At 68.3% G+C, this 16,026-nt stretch carries 7 protein-coding genes and 1 pseudogene; 1 reads left to right on the top strand and 7 read right to left on the bottom strand.

Going from position 1 to position 16,026, the window contains the following annotated elements:
- Nucleotides 1–1,501, top strand: a 1,501-nt coding sequence (locus tag N415_RS27405) for a GMC family oxidoreductase (protein ID WP_068188534.1), incomplete at its 5' end; no start/stop codon positions are given.
- A gap of 4 nt (nt 1,502–1,505) precedes the next feature.
- Here the strand turns inward: N415_RS27405 and N415_RS27400 are convergent.
- From N415_RS27400 to N415_RS33150, 7 genes and pseudogenes are all read right to left on the bottom strand, one after another.
- Nucleotides 1,506–3,605 carry an acyltransferase family protein gene (locus tag N415_RS27400; RefSeq protein ID WP_239645718.1) on the bottom strand — a complete coding sequence of 700 codons (2,100 nt, stop codon included), beginning with the start codon at nt 3,603–3,605 and terminating at the stop codon, nt 1,506–1,508.
- A 134-nt stretch (nt 3,606–3,739) separates the two neighbouring features.
- Nucleotides 3,740–10,273, bottom strand: coding sequence for a type I polyketide synthase (locus N415_RS27395; RefSeq protein ID WP_068188527.1), 6,534 nt, complete (start codon nt 10,271–10,273; stop codon nt 3,740–3,742).
- Nucleotides 10,274–10,406: 133 nt separating this feature from the next.
- A complete protein-coding gene (locus tag N415_RS27390; RefSeq protein ID WP_068188523.1) occupies nt 10,407–11,681 on the bottom strand; it encodes a glycosyltransferase in 1,275 nt (424 codons plus the stop codon).
- A gap of 24 nt (nt 11,682–11,705) precedes the next feature.
- Entirely contained in the window at nt 11,706–12,494 is a 789-nt protein-coding gene (locus tag N415_RS33005) for an ABC transporter permease (RefSeq protein ID WP_068188521.1), read from the bottom strand.
- Complete coding sequence (locus N415_RS33000; protein WP_068188518.1) at nt 12,491–13,252, bottom strand: ABC transporter; 762 nt, start codon at nt 13,250–13,252, stop codon at nt 12,491–12,493. Before N415_RS33000 ends, N415_RS33005 begins: the two co-directional genes overlap by 4 nt.
- Nucleotides 13,249–14,178 carry a daunorubicin/doxorubicin resistance ABC transporter ATP-binding protein DrrA gene (locus tag N415_RS27375; RefSeq protein WP_068188516.1) on the bottom strand — a complete coding sequence of 310 codons (930 nt, stop codon included), beginning with the start codon at nt 14,176–14,178 and terminating at the stop codon, nt 13,249–13,251. The genes N415_RS33000 and N415_RS27375 overlap by 4 nt, the downstream gene beginning before the upstream one ends.
- A 103-nt stretch (nt 14,179–14,281) precedes the next feature.
- Nucleotides 14,282–16,026: pseudogene (locus N415_RS33150) on the bottom strand (PE family protein); the annotation flags it as partial.

The raw sequence follows: 16,026 nt of genomic DNA, 5'->3' as shown, positions 1-16,026 counted from the left end.
CCGCTCCACACTGCCCGGAACCCCCGGAACGATTCGCGCCGCCATGCCCGAATTGGCCGAACCGGGCGCGGTCCGTTCCGCGGAGGCCTACTACGACGCGTTGGCCCGCGGCGGACGGACCACCGACGAGATCGAAGACATCAGCGGCAGACGCCCGAAGCGGTTCGTGCCGTTCATCGGCAGCGGCACCGGCGGGTCCTCGGCCCTGTACGGCATGGTCTGCGAGCGATTCTTCGCCCAGGACTTCACCCCGCGGCAAAACTTCCGCGACCCCGGGGATTCCACCGTCCCCGAGGCCTGGCCGATCACCTACGACCAGCTGAGTCCGTGGTACGCCGAGGCCGAAAAACTGCTGGGGGTCCGCGGCGCGCCCGACCCGCTGCGACCCGAGGCCGCCGGCGTGGGTTTGCCTGCGGCCCCGCCGTTTTCGCCCGACAACCAGCCGCTGGTCAACTATCTGGCGGGGCGCGGCTTGCACCCCTACCACCTGCCGATGGCCTGCGACTACACCGAGGGCTGCGCGACCTGCCAGACGTATCTCTGTCCCCGCTCGTGCAAGAACGACGCCGCCCGAAACGGCCTGCTTCCCGCGATTACCGAGCACGGCGCCCAGCTACTGACCGAATGCCGGGTCGTGCGCCTGGAGGCGGACAGCAGCCAGGTGCAGCGAGTGATCGCCCAGCATCGCTCCGACATGCTGGCGTTGAAAGGCAAGGTCGTGGTGCTGGCCGCCGGCGCGCTGGCCACCCCGCTGTTGTTGCTCAACTCCCGGTGCGGCGAGTGGCCGCGCGGACTGGCCAACGGCTCGGACTGGGTGGGCCGCAACCTGATGCGCCACCTGCTCGAGCCCATCGAGATCTGGCCAAACCCGAAACGCACGATCACGACGCCGAACAAGGAAATCGGGCTGAACGACTTCTATTTCTTCGATGGGCAGAAGTACGGCACCGTGCAGTCGTTCGGTGAGATACCGCCGCTGGAGTGGCTGAGCAACCGCCCCGGCTTGCGGGGGAAGGCGCTGCGCGCGACCAGCCTTGCGGGACGCCGGATGTATCAGCGGTTCGTCACCGGCGGGCTGGTGCTGGCCGGGATCATGGAGGACCTGCCGTATTTGGACAACCGGGTCCTGCCACCCGATCGGCCCGGCGCGGACGATCGCCAGCGGCTGCGGCTTCGGTACCGGTTACACCCCGGCGAGCTCGAGCGCCGCGCGGCGTTTGTGCGGCAGCTCAAAGAGGTGTTGCAGCCGTTCCGCAATCTCACCCTGGGCACCGGCAAAGACAACGCGAACCTGGGCCACGTCTGCGGCACCTGCCGCTTCGGCACCGATCCGAAAACCAGCGTGCTGGACCCGCAAAACCGGGCGCACGAAGTGGACAACCTCTACGTCGTGGACACCTCGTTCTTCCCGTCCAGCGCCGGTTTGAATCCCAGCCTGACGGTCGCGGCCAACGCCTTGCGGGTGGCGGCGCACGTCAACCAGGCGCATTTCGCCACCTGACGTCTCAGCCGTCGGCGAGCGAACGGTCGGCCAGGGCCCCGATTACCGGTGCCAACACCCGGGAGTATTCGTGCGTCACGTGACGCCAGTCCTGGTACACGAGGGTGTTGCCGACGATGACCGGGCAGCGGACCTTGGTGCAGAACAGCTCGGTGAGGTCGGCGTACTGTCCGCCGCCGGCTTTGGTGGCGGCGGACTCGGCCGCGATGCCGGTTTCGTTGACCGCGGACGACGTGGGCGGCGAGCAGGCCGCCGCGTCATCGAGATGCCCGGACAGGCAGATGGGCACCTCGGACTGCGGATCCGGGATCGGCCCGAGCACGAGCACCTTGGTGCCGATACCGCGCAGCTGCGCCACCAGACGGGTCAGGCTGTCGAGCCAGCCCGGGCCGAAAGCGTCGACGCCGAGCAGCCGATCGGTGTCGGCGCGGTAGCCCCGCCACATGCTGAGCACAACCAGCCGTGGACGCTCGGCACGCAACCGGGCGATGATTTGACCACGCCACTGCTCGCAGTGTGAATATCGCTCGGCCATCCGCTGCAGCGGGTTGGTGCTGGGCAGGTCCATCAACGGACACGCCCCCTTGGCCAGCATCTCCAGCCGCCAGTGCCGCTGCGGCGCGATCTGCTGGAACGCCGGATTCCACATCGCGGCGTTCGAGTCGCCGACCAGGGCGACTGTTGTCGTCGAGGCGGTATCGCCGGTCGCGCACTCGGGCTGTCCGACTTCGGCAATGTTGCGCAGGCAGCCGTTGAACAACAAATCTTCGGACGTCGCGAAGGGCGGGCTCAGGTTCGACGGGACTGCTTTGAGGTCCGCCGACGCCGCGACTGCCGCCTGCACTTGGCCGAACGCTTGCCGCACCGCCGCGTCGTAGGCGTCGATGTTGGATCCAGCGGGAACCGACGCCGCGGTGATGGTCAGCGGCGCGACCGCCGCGCCACGCCCGACCGGGGTCGGGACATGCTCCAGCAGCACCAGGCCCACGGACACCGCAACCGCGGTGGCCGCGCCGCCCAGCGCGAGACTGGCCACCGCCGACCGGCGTATCGGAGCAGCGAATCGCAGCGGGTTCTCGATAAAGCGCAGGGTGAGCACCGCCAACCCGCCGGAGAACACGGCCGCCGCCAACCTGGCGGCCAGGCCCAACGGGTGGCCCAGCAAAGCCGGTGCCAGTACCAGCACAGGCCAGTGCCACAGATACCACGAGTAGGAAATCCGGCCGATCGCTCGCATCGGCGACACTGCCAGGATGCGGCCGCACCCCTGCGACGGGACCGCACAGCCGGCGCCGATCACCAGCGCCGCGCCCAGCACGGGCAACAGCGCCGCGATGCCCGGATACGGCGTCGTCGGGCCCAACCAGGTGCAGGCCAACAGGATCAGGGCCAGCCCGACCCATCCGGCCGGCGCGGCAGCTCGTGGCGCCAGTCGGCGCCATTGATCGGCGGTGAGGGCGACCAGGCCGCCGACCGCCAACTGCCAGGCCCGGGTCGGCAAGGAATAGAACGCCACGGGAGGCAACCAGAGAGTGTCCACCAGCGACAGCGCCAAGGACAGGAGCGCGACCAGCGCGAGGACCACCAGATAGGGGCGTTTCGAGGCGGTGGCCTGGACCCTGCTGCGCCGACCCACCAGTCGGATGACCAAGGCCGTGCCGATGATCAGCGCCGGCCACACCAGGTAGAACTGCTCCTCGACACCCAACGACCAGTAGTGCTGGAACGGCGACGGCGGCCGGTGGCTGCCGAAGTAGTTGACGCTTCCGTTGATGAACCAGTAGTTGCTGACATACAACGCGCTGGCGATGCCGTCCCGCAGGACGCTGCCGACCTGCAATGGCGGTAGGAGGAGAAACGACCCGATCGCGGTGATCACGCCGACCGTGGCCGATGCCGGCAACAGTCGGCGGGCCCGGGCCCCGTAGAAGCCGCCGAGCCGGACCTTGCCGCTGGCATTCGCCTCGCGCCACAGCAGCCCGGTGATGAGGAAGCCCGAAATGACGAAGAACACGTCGACGCCGACGAACCCACCGTTGAGGCCGGGCACCGCCGCGTGGAAGAGGACGACGGCCAACACCGCAACGGCACGCAAGCCCTCGATGTCGGGGCGAAATCGCGGTTGTGCGGAGGGCCGACTCTGCGTCTCTTCGGTGGGTCTGACGCTGTCGGACTGTTGAGAGGTCACCAAGCGAGGATTATCACACGCGTGTTCAACAAGCTGCTAGGTTGGCGAAATCAGCTATCGATCTGTGGGGTCAGATCGAATTCGGCGAAGGTACGCGAAATGATCTCCCGCAGCTCATCTTTAGTATTTTCCCGGCCGAGAACATATGCGGAGATCCTGATGAAGATCTTCCCATTGCCCCGCCCCGAACCGACGAACAGTTGTCCGCCGATGTGCTCGAGGGTGCTTTTCTTGATGTCGGGCTCGTAGGAGCGCATGTACGCATAGTCGGCATCGCTGCCGTCGGGCCGGTTCACCGCCGCGGACAGGTCACCGAAATTGGAGACCGTCACCGGAAGGCTGGCACCGCCCGCAGCCATGCCTGCCAATCTCCGGTTCAGCCGCTTCGGAACCATCGCTGCGAGCGGGAATGTCGCCAAGAATTCTTCGTCGGGGTTTTCCATCCCCGCCAGAATTGCTCGGGAGATCTTGGCCTGCGTGTCCCTGAGGTCCGTGGTCGCGTGCGTCGGGTCGACCGCGACGTCGACCACCGTGAGCGCGTTGCCGCGGGTATCGCCTTCGGTGCGAAGCGATACCGGAAATCGGAGGGTGACGGTTCCGTCGTCCCGGACCCGCCCCACCCGCACCGCGAGCCTGCACGCGATTCCCGCCACCAGCGAGTTACTGCTCACATTAAGGCTTTTCGCGCGCGCATCCCACTCCGCCGGATCGATGTAAGCGGTCAGGGCAGGCACCTCCACCGCCTGATCGCCGCCTGTCGCCTTCGGGGACGACGGCGCCGCCTTGATCGACGATGCGAATTCCTTGCGGTCGGGCCAAGCCCTCCGGGCCGTGGCAACCAAGGCGTGCGCGATGTCGGGCAGCTCTTTGACGGTTTGCCCGAGATCCTCACGAAAGGCGCGTCCGACGGTGCGCGATCGCGCGGGCGGATAGCCCAGATCGTGGGTCCTGCCCTCGGCGGCGTCGGCTATTGCCTGGACCAACCCGATCCCGTCGACGATCGTGTGCGAAACCACGAGGCTTATCGCGGCCCCGCCGCCCTCGAGCGGAAGCACGCCGAGATGCCAGCCGGGTCCCCACTCCGGGTCGACCGGTAGGCGCACCCGCTCGTCCGCCCAGGCGCTCACGTCGGCGCGCCGCCGGGGCGTTGCGGCGATGTCGAGCTCCTCCGGGGCCGGAGCCATCACCCAGTGATCGCGCGCGAACGGTATCGGGGAACGTTCGACCCTGCGTCCCAACAACCCGCGGCCAAGGTTGCGCTGAAAACGCTGCAGCCCACCGATATTCACGCCGCGGTCGTAGACCCAGATGAACTGGACCTGCGTGCCGTGAACCGCTCGCATCATGAGAAATACCGCTTGATCCACGTGTGCGAGCCTGTTGTCCACCGGCTGGTGGTTATGCGCGCTGACCGTAACCGCCGGTGCCGCGCCCGCAGCGGTGTCGTTGAGCAGGTCGGCCAGGTGGCCGGCGAGCCTCGCCGGCGTGGGATGGTCGAAGGCCAGCGTTGCGGGCAGGGCCAGGCCGGTGTGTCGGCTGAGGGTGTTGCGTAACTCCATGGCTGTCAACGAGTCGACGCCGAGATCCTTGAAGAGCCCGTCTGGATCGAGTCCGGCGGGATCGGGATGGGCCAACACGGCGGCGGCGGCAGCGGTGACCATCGCGGTGAGGGTGTCAAGCCGTTGCTCAGGGGTCTGGGCGGCCAACGTGGCGGCCAGCGTGCCGGGGCTGGTCTGTTCCTGGCCGGCGTCCCAGTCGGCCGGGGCGGCGAGTGGCGCGGCGTTGCCGGTGGGAGCTGGGGCGAGCCAGTAGCGGCGGTGGTCGAAGGGGTAGGTGGGCAGTGGGACGGTGCGGGCGTGCGGGAAGAGGGTCGGCCATGAGGGGCTGTGGCCGTGAGTGTGCAACTGCGCCAGTGCCATGGCCAGGCTGTCGTGGTCGGGCCGGTCGCGGTGCAGGGTGATGACGACCGCGGATTGGGTACGGGCCGGCGTTTGGGCCAGCGTGTCGGCCAGCGCGGGCGCCAACACCGGATGTGGAGACAGCTCCACGAAGGTGCACTCGCTGGCGGCCAGCCGGGCGGTCACCCGGTCATGAAAGTGCACCGGTTCGCGCAGGTTGCGATACCAGTAGTCGGCGTCCATCGTGGTCGTATCCAGCGGCTCGGGCGAAACCGCTTGTCCCACGGTCGAATACAGCGGGATGCCGGCCAGGGCCGGGTTGAGCTCACCGAGGTCGGCCAGCAGGCGCTCGCGCACCGCTTCGACTTGGGCGCAGTGCGAGGCGTAATCGACCGCGATGGCCCGGATCTGGATGCCGTCGCGCTCACACTTTTCGGCGAACTGTTCCAGCGCGGCGGGCTCGCCACTGATCAGGGTATGGATGGGCCCGTTGATCGCAGAGATGCTCAGTGCCGGCCCCCACGGCGCCAGCAGGGGTTCGAGTTGGTCGGCGGCCAGCAGCACCGAGGCCATCGCCCCGCCCCCGCACAGGGCGCCCAGGGCTTGGCTGCGCCGGGCCACGATCTTGGCCGCCTCGGGCAGGGTGAACACCCCGGCCAGGTAGGCGGCGGCGATCTCGCCCTGGGAGTGACCGATCACCGCGTCCGGGACGATGCCGTAATGGGCGAGTACCTCGGCCAGCGACACCATCAAGGTGAACAACACCGGCTGAACCACATCGACCCGCTCCAACCCTGCGGCGCCGGGGACCTCCAGCAAGACGTCGCGCACCGACCAGCCGGTGAACGGGCGCAATGCCTCGTCGCAGTCATCGACCATCGCCGCGAACACCCGATGCCGCTCATACAGTTCGCGGCCCATTCCCGGGTGCTGGCCACCCTGCCCGGGCAACACGAACACGGTCTTGCCCCGCAAGTGAGCCAAATAGTGGTGCTGGGTCAGCTGGGGGTGGGGCTGGCCCTCACGCAACGCCGCCAGGCCGGCCAAGATGTCGTCACGCGCGGCGGCGGTGATTACCGCCCGATATGGGTGGTGGGTGCGGGTGGTGGCCAGGCTGTAGGCCACATCGGTCAGATCCAGCTCCGGGTGACCAAGCAGGTAGTCGTGCAGCCGGTCGGCCTGCGCGCGCAACGCTGCGGGCGTGCGCGCCGACACCGGCCACAACCCCACCCCCAACTCGACACCCTCGGTTGGGGCTTCAGCCTCCACCGGCGCGTCGGGGGCTTGCCGCACGATCACGTGCGCGTTGGTGCCGCTGATCCCGAACGAGGACACCGCCGCGGTGCGCGGATGATCGGCCTGCGGCCACGGTGTCGCCTCGGTCAACAGCCGCACCGTTCCCGCCGACCAATCCACATGCGGGCTCGGGGCCTCCACATTCAACGTCGGCGGCAAGCTGTCGTTGCGCAGGGCCTCGATCATCTTGATCAGCCCCGCCGCCCCGGCGGCGGCCTGGGTGTGTCCGATATTGGATTTGATCGAGCCCACCCACAGCGGGTGATCCGCCGAGCGGGCCGCACCATAGGTGGCGATCAGCGCGCCGGCCTCGATGGGATCGCCCAACGTGGTGCCGGTGCCGTGCGCCTCGACCACATCGACCTGATCGAGCCCGATGCCCGCGTTGGCCGCGGCCTGGGTGATGACGCGTTGTTGGGAGGGCCCGTTCGGGGCGGTCAATCCGTTGGAGGCGCCGTCCTGGTTGATCGCCGAGCCCGCGATCACCGCCAGCACCGGGTGGTTATTGCGCCGCGCATCGCTGAGCCGCTCCAGCACCAGCACCGCCGCACCCTCGCCCCAGCCGGTGCCATCGGCGTTGGCGGAGAAGGCTTTACAGCGCCCGTCGGCGGCCAATCCGCGCTGGCGGGCGAACTCGGTGAACACCGACGGCGTGGTCATCACCGTCACCCCTCCGGCCAACGCCAAAGAAGACTCCCCATTGCGCAGCGACTGACACGCCAAATGCGTGGCCACCAACGACGACGAACACGCCGTATCAATCGTGATCGCCGGACCCTGCAACCCCAGCGCGTAAGCGACCCGCCCCGAGGCCACGCTCGTCGACAAACCCGTCAGCGCGTAACCCTCGAGCCCCTCCGAACCGCCCGCACCATAAGCCTGTGACCAAGCCCCGACGAACACCCCCGTCTCCGAACCGACCAGACCGGCCGGATCAATCCGCGCTGTTTCCAACGCTTCCCAGCACACCTCCAGCAGCAGCCGCTGCTGCGGATCCATCGTCAGCGCCTCGCGTGCGGAGATGCCGAAGAACTCGGCGTCGAACTCCGCCGCCTCGGCCAAGAACCCACCCGCGCGGGTGTAGGTCTTGCCCACCGCATCGGGATCCGGATCGAACAACTCCCCCAAATTCCAACCCCGGTCGGCCGGAAACGCCCCGACGGCGTCGGTGCCGCTGGCCACCAAATCCCACAACGCCGCCGGCGAATCCACCCCACCCGGGAACCGACACGCCATGCCCACCACGGCAATCGGCTCGTCCACCCCCACCCGCGATTCCACCGCGGGAGCCGCCACGACGGACCCATCCAACAACCCGCCCAGGTGGGTGGCCAACTCGTCGGGGGTCGGGTAATCGAACGCCAGCGTGGGCGGCAACGGCAGCTCGGTTTCGGTCCTGAGCCGATCCAACAACTGCGTCGCCTTCACCGAGTCGAAACCCAAGTCCCCGAACGCGGATTCGGGGTCAATGTCGTCAAGGCTGGGACGCCCCAACACCGCCGCCGCCTGCGAGCGCACCACCTCCAGCAGCAGGTCGTGCTCTTGGCGGCGGAGCGTCTGCTGTTGGCGGCGAAGCGTGCGCAAGCGTTGCGTCCATCCGGAGTCGGCGCCGACGCCCGCGTCGGCGTCCTCGACCTTGGGCTGCTCGAGTCGGCGGATCGACCCGTCTAAGCGGGTGAACTCGTCGCGCAGATACAGCTGTACGCAGTCCCGTCGCCTGACCTTGCCGCTCGTGGTGATGGGAATCGAACCAGGCGGCACCAGAACGAGATCCGCCACGCCCAGACCGTGCGCCTTCGATATCGCCGTGGTGACTTCACGCCTTAGGACGCCCATCCGCTGCGTCGCGGCCTCGTCGGAGTCCGCATTCTTGAGTTCGGCGATGGCGACCAGCTGCTCGACGCCGCTGTCATCCGAAACCCCGATCGCCACGCACCGGCCTCGGGTGACCTCCTGGATCGTCGCCTCGATGTCGTCGGGAGAATGGTTGCGCCCGTAGATGATCAAGAGGTCCTTGATGCGGCCGAGGATGAACAGCTCGCCGTCGGAGAAGAAGCCCAGATCGCCGGTCCGCAGCCACGGGCCTTCGGATGTGCCGGCCGACGCACCGACCAGGGTCGCCCCGAACATGCCTTCGGTGCCCGGCGGATTCCCCCAATACCCTTGCGCGACATTGCCACCTTGCACCCAGATCTCACCGACGGTTCCCGCCGAACACTCGGTGCTGGTGTCGGGGTCGACGATGCGCACCGCCGGCGACCTTGGCACGCCGTAACTGACCAGGGGTGTACCGCCGTCGCTGGTGCATCGCTTCGCGTGGCCGGCGGTCAGCTTCTCGGACTCGAAGTGAACGACTTCCGGCGACTGGCCCGCTTCGCGCGTCGCGATGTAGACGGTTGCTTCCGCCATTCCGTACGCGGGCCGCAGCATGCGGTCATGAAAGTTGAAACGGGCGAACCGCTCCGCGAAGCGTTGCAGCGTCGTGGGCTGCACCCGCTCACTGCCGTTGAGGATGCCGAGCACGTTGCCGAGATCTAGCCCGGACATGTCCTCGTCTGACGTTTTTCGCGCCGCCAATTCGAACGCGAAGTTCGGCGCCGCCGAGAACGCGTGACTGTTGCTCGCCAGCGCTTGCACCCACCGGGCGGGTCGTTGCAGGAAGGACACCGGGCTGGTCACCAGGGCGGGAAACCCCGCCAGGACCGGAAATATAATTGCCAGATACAAACCCATGTCGTGATAGAAGGGCAGCCAGGAGACCATCGTGGTGTCCGGCGGGGCGGCCCCGCCGAAGATGTCCGCGTTGATCTGCCCGAAGTTGGCGAAGATGTTTTGGTGCGAGATCTCGACGCCCTTCGGAGCGCGGGTCGACCCGGACGTGTACTGCAAGTACGCGATCTCGGGGTGACTCTCGACCTCGGCAGGAGAACCGTTTTCGGAGTCCAGCTCCAGCAGATCGACCTCGATGACCGATGGCGCGGATTCGACCGGCTTGGACTTGAGGTACTCCGCGATGTTGCCCGCGACCGAGGAGGTCGTGAGGATCACCGACGGCGACGCGTCGCTCAGGACCGAAATGAACCGCTCGTCGGTGACGCCACCCAGCGGAACCGACAGCGGGACCGCGATGCGACCGGCTTGCAACGCGCCGAGGAAGCCGACGACGTACCCGAGTCCCTGCGGCGCCGCGATCACCACCCGATCACCCACTGACCCGCAACCTTCGAGTGCCGTTGCGAGATTGAGCGTCCGGCGATACAGCTGCGACCACGTCAGGCGTTCCGCAACGCCCTCCCAGTCCTGCTCGTAATCGACAAACGTGAACGCCAGGTCGTCGGGCTGGGAACTCGCGCGTTCCCGCAGCACAGCCTGGACGGAAGCCTCAATCACAGCTTGGACCATACCTCTTCGAAAACGGCGTTTTCGCACCCGGAATTGTGGAGCCAAATCGTCGCCATCCGACGCTCGGAATCGTGCAAAACCTGCACCCGCATTGGCATTCCTAGCGCCCGCACCCGTTTGATCACCCAACCCGCTGCAAGCGGGCGAAATTCTCGACAAGATCGGTGGCAGCCGCGACGCTTTCCGCAGGTTTGGTCATCCGTGGGGCAAGCTCGCGGGCCCGGCTGAGATATTGCGGGGCGAGGATCCGGCGTAGGTCTTTGACCAGTGTGTCCTCGGTGGTGGTCGAAAGGCGCCGAGAAGTGCCCACCCCCAACCGTTTGAGCGCCGCCCCCTCCAATGGCTGGTCGTAGAACGTCCAGAGCACCACCTGCGGGACTCCCGAGCGCAGGCACGTAGCCGTGGTGGCCGCGCCGCCGTGATGCACGACCGCGCGGCAGGCCGGAAAAATCGCCTCGTAATTCACCGCACCCACCACCTTGACGTGGTCGAACTCGTGGATGTCGCTGAAGTCGCTGACGCCGGCGCAAACCAGCGCCCGCTCGCCCAGCCGCGCGCAAGCCGCGGCGATCATGGCCAGCACGGAGGCCGCGGATTCGACCGCGAGACTGCCGAAGGCGAAGCAGATCGGCGGTGTACCCGCCGCGATCCAAGACAGGACCTCGTCGTCGGCGTCCTGGGAAAACCCCAACGTCAGCGTGCCGACGAGGGGGCGTTTGCCATCCCATTTCGCCCACTCGGCCTCCAGCCCGGGAATGAAAAGCCGGTCGTAGCCCTGGATTTCAAGGGATCCGCGCTCTTCGATCCGGCGCGGCCAGGGCCGCGTCGCAGCAGGCAGGCCGAGTAGCCGCCGTTGCTCGTCCTCAGCTTTCTTCGCCGGGCCGCCCCACGTCAGTCGCTCGTACCCGCGCATCGCGGCGCGGCCCAACGGCGCCGGCAGCAGTGGCATGACTTTCCCATTGGCCCGGATCGGGAACCAATGCAGCATGGCGAACGGAACGTCGTAGTACTCAGCGACGTTGAAGGGAAACTGCTCGAAACCGTAGCCGGAGATGATCAGGTCGGCGCCGTCCGCCAGCGACGTCAGCGTATTGAACGCTTCCTCAGTCCAGCACTGCGCCACGATCTCCGAGATTTCGCGTCCCAGCCTGTCCAGTTCCTGCATCCTCCAAGGCTTCCGAAATAACAGCGTCCAGTAGTCGCGCTGCACGTCCATGATGATCCGGGAGTCCAGACCGTAGCCGACGGCCGCAACTCCGGCCCCCTCGGCGAAGCCAACGAGGTTGGGGGGAACGGCCATGCGCACGTCGTGTCCCCGGCGCACCAGCTCACGGCCCACGACGACGGACGGCTCGACATCGCCGCGCGCCCCATAGCACGCCAGCGCGAATTTCATTGCGCGTCTTGACCTTTCGTTGCGTCAGTGTCCGGATTCGGCCGCGGCGCGGTAACCGCGGACGGCCAGCGGCCCGAGCAGCGCGGCCAAGCCGAGGCACCACACAAGGGTCACCAGGAGCGGCCACAGCACGGGACCCCCTTGGGCAAGTCCCCGCATCGACTCGATCGTTGCCCACAGCGGTTGAACGCGAATCTCCAGCCGTACCCACGCAGGCAGCGTTTGGGTCGGTATGACACCGGAGCTGGCGAACACCGCGCCGGTGGCCGGCACCCCCAGCCACATGAGCGCGGAACCGGTCCTGGCCCGCACCGCGATGGCGATCACCGCCATCGAGAAGACCACAACTACGAGCACCGGCACCAGGACGAACGGGATGACACCGAGCCAGCTCTTGAAGCGAAGCCCGAGCCCGACACCGACCGCCGTGATCAGCGAGGCACTTACCAGCGTGCGCGCGGCCTCGGCGAGCAGCCGGCCGGTCAGCGCGCTAGCCCGGTGTACGGGAAACACCCACAGTCGTCCGATCAGGCCGCTGTCGCGGTCGATCCACAGGCGGCGGCCGGTCGCGAGCGCTCCGAACATCGCACCGGCGACGGCACACATCGGCACGAGGCCGTAGAGGCTTTCGGTGCCGGTGATCCTGATTATCGACTTGCCTACCAACAGTTTGTAGGCGATCAGCAGAAAGGTCGGGAACACCAGAGCCTGGATCAGCACCATCGGCTGGCGCCGCCACCGGGTGAGCAAATGACTTGCGAACAGCAGAGTTTCGCCGGCCAGGGAAGTCCGCGGCGGAGCGTGCGCGGTCATTGCGGCCGACCCTGAACCCGCACCGCAACGGCACCGAACACCACCAGCAGCCCAAGACACCACGCCAGGCTGGTCGCCAGATTGCTCGCCACGACATGGCCGGTGGTGAATCCGCGCAGGGTTTGCGTCACCTGCGAAACCGGCTGGTTGCGCACGAACGGATGCAGCCAATCGGGGAACGAATCGGCCGGCGCCATCCCGGTGGACAGCATGACCAGCAGCATCTGGGGGACCAGGAGCAACTGGTCCAACACCCCGCTGCTCGCGAACCGGCCTTGCGAGGCTACGGACAGAACGCCGGCCGCATCGGCGGCGAGCGATAGCGCGAGCGTCAACACGAGAACGAGGACGGCGAAGGCGGCGGCATAGACCAACCCGCCGAACATCCGGAAGCCGAACGCGTATCCGATGGCGATCGCGGCGAACAGGCCGACGGCGCCGCGGAACAGGCAATAGGACATGCGGGCCATCAGCGGTGTGACCGCGGAGATGGGAAGCGTGCGGAGCCGATCCGCGAAGTCGCTCCGCTCGTCTTGGGCGGCACGGTCGATGGTCGTCAGGGCACCGAGAAAGATCACCTGGATGACGACGACCGGCAGGACGTATTGGGGGTAGCCCATGCCGCCGGTGTCGATCACGTTGCCCAACATGAAGTTGAAGACGACGAAGTTCAGGGCTGGCGACACCGCCGCGAATATCAGATCATTGCGCATCGCGTTCTGCACGGCACGCTCGGTGAGAGCGGCAAGCGCGGTCACGTGGTGACTTTCGCCGTGAGGTGCAGGAAGGCTTCGTCCAGGGACGGCTTGCGCAGCGCTATGTCGAGTAGCTCAACGCCAAGCCGGTCCACCCGGCGGAACACCTCGCCGAGCGTCGCGACACCGTCGGGCGAGAGCACCGACACGGTGTTGGCCTCGTAATCGGCTTCGGCGCCCTCGAGGTCGGCGACCGCCTCCAGGATCTTGGCCAGGTCGGCCGGATTCACCGGACTCACCGTGCAATAGCCCAAGCCGACGCGGCGCTTGAGGTCTTCGGCGGTCCCGTTGGCGACGACGCAACCCTTGTTCAGAACGACGATCGAGTCGCTGAGCACGTCGGCTTCTTCGAGATATTGGGTCGTGAGCAGGATCGTGACGCCCTGCGATGACAGGGACGACACCAGGTTCCACACATCCCGGCGACTGCGGGGGTCCAGCCCGGTGGTCGGCTCGTCGAGGAAGAGCACTTCGGGTGGAACCATCAGTCCGGCTGCGATGTCGATGCGGCGCACCATGCCACCGGAATAGGTGTGCACCGGACGGTCGGCGGCGTGCGACATATCGAACTCATCGATCAGTGCGTCGGCGCGCAGCCGCGCCTCTTTGCGCCGCATGCCCCGCAGCCGGCCGAACAGCACCAAATTCTCCCGGCCGGTGAGCTCGAAATCGAGCGCGGCCAGCTGCCCGATGCTCCCGATGCTTGCCCGCACCCGCGCCGGCTCCCGGACGACGTCGTGCCCGGCCACGATGGCTCGGCCGGAAGTGGGGCGCAGCAACGTCGAGAGGATCTTGATCGCGGTGGACTTGCCGGCGCCGTTGTGACCGAGCAGGGCGCACACCGACCCCGTCGGAACGAAAAAACTCACGTCCTGCAATGCGTGTATTTTTCCGCCGAAAGCCTTTGCTACGCCATCTAGCTCGATCACGAAGTCAGACCATACCCGTCGGTATACGCGTGTTGAATAGAAACCGGCTCTCCAGGCGCCGACCGGGCGAACGGACGGCCGTTGAGGCCCGCCAATGCCGCCATTAGCCGGGGTTACCGGGATTGCCGGGGGTGGCGGTTCCGATTCCCTGGGTCGTGGCCGTTCCACCGTCCCCACCAGGACCGCCGGGTGCACCGGTCCCACCGTCCCCACCGTTGCCGCCGGTGGCGGTAGCCGCGGAGAAGGTAGACGTGATTGCCGCAAGTCCGCCGGCCCCGCCGGTGCCGCCGACGCCGTTCGTGGCCGCGCCGCCGTCACCGCCACGGCCGCCGTCGACGTTTCCGAATCCGTTCGTGACGGCCTGCCCACCGATACCACCGGCGCCACCGGACGCGCCCGTCCCGCCCTTGCCAGCGGCGCCGCCGGTGCCGACGGCCGACGAGGTGGCGGTCTGGATGGTCACGTCACCGCCGTCGCCGCCGGCCCCACCGACTCCGAGGGTGCCGGTGCCACCGGCGCCGCCGTGGCCGCCGTCGACGTTCCCGAATCCGTTCGTCACGACCGCACCACCGGTCCCACCGGCGCCGCCGGAGGAGCCGTTTCCTCCGGCGCCCCCATCGCCCCCGGTGCCGACGGCTGCGGAGGAAGTGGTCTGGATGGTCACGCCGCCGCCGGTCCCACCGACCCCGCCGACGCCGAGGCTGCCGTCGCCGCCCGCCCCGCCGTGGCCGCCGGTGGTCACTCCCGTTCCGTTCGTGATGACCGACCCGCCGGCGCCACCGGCCCCGCCAGAACTGCCGTTACCGCCCTTGCCGCCATCGCCGCCGGTGCCGGTGCCGGAGGAGGTGCTCTGGATGGCCACGCCACCGCCGTTGCCACCGGCCCCACCGACACCGCTGCTGCCGGTGCCACCGGCGCCCCCATGGCCGCCGGTCGTGTTGCCCGTTCCGTTGGTTTGGACCGCCCCACCGGTCCCACCGGCACCACCGGAGCCGCCGTTTCCACCGTCGCCACCGTCGCCGCCGGTGCCGGTCGCCGAGGAGGAGGTGCTCTGGATGGCCACGCCACCGCCGTTGCCACCCGCCCCACCGACGCCACTGGTGCCGGTGCCGCCGGCACCACCGTGGCCGCCGGTGGTGTTGCCCGTTCCGTTGGTGAGGACGGCCCCGCCGATGCCGCCGGCACCACCGGAGGCGCCGTTGCCGCCATGACCACCCACGCCGCCCGTGACGGCGACCGACGAGGACGCACTCTGGATGGCCACGCCACCGCCGGCCCCGCCGGCACCACCCACACCGGTAGTGCCGTTGCCGCCGTCGCCACCCACGCCGGCTTTGACGGTTCCCGTGCCGTTGGTGAGTACCTGCCCACCGGCGCCACCCGCTCCGCCGGAGGCGCCGTCCCCGCCGATGCCACCGCCGCCGCCCGTGACGATGGCCGAAGAGGCAGCATTCTGAACAGCCACGCCACCGCCGGCCCCGCCGGCGCCGCCGACGCCGGTGCTGCCGGTACCGCCGGCCCCGCCATGGCCGCCGCCGGTGGCTCCCGTTCCGTTCGTGACGACCACCCCACCGGCCCCACCGGCACCGCCGGAGGTGCCGTTTCCGCCGGTGCCGCCGTCGCCGCCGGTGACCGCGGCCGTAGAGGCGGCATTCTGCAGCTGCACGCTGCCGCCGGCCCCGCCGACCCCACCGATGGCGCCGTTCCCGACGCCACCGCCGCCGCCATGGCCGCCGATGGTGACTCCCGTTCCGTTCGAGACGACCACTCCACCGGCACCGCCGGCACCGCCGGCGCTGCCCTGCCCGCCATTGCCGCCGGCACCGCCGGTGACCGCGGCCGTAGAGG

It is taken from the genome of Mycobacterium sp. UM_CSW, from assembly GCF_000455205.1.
In the GTDB taxonomy this organism is placed as follows: domain Bacteria; phylum Actinomycetota; class Actinomycetes; order Mycobacteriales; family Mycobacteriaceae; genus Mycobacterium.
This window is presented reverse-complemented; position numbering and strand designations above follow the sequence as displayed.

Bases quoted from the DNA above. Each gene is read 5' to 3' on its own strand.
- N415_RS27390 (WP_068188523.1), bottom strand. From the start codon at position 11,681: ATGAAATTCGCGCTGGCGTGCTATGGGGCGCGCGGCGATGTCGAGCCG.
- N415_RS33005 (WP_068188521.1), bottom strand. From the start codon at position 12,494: ATGACCGCGCACGCTCCGCCGCGGACTTCCCTGGCCGGCGAAACTCTG.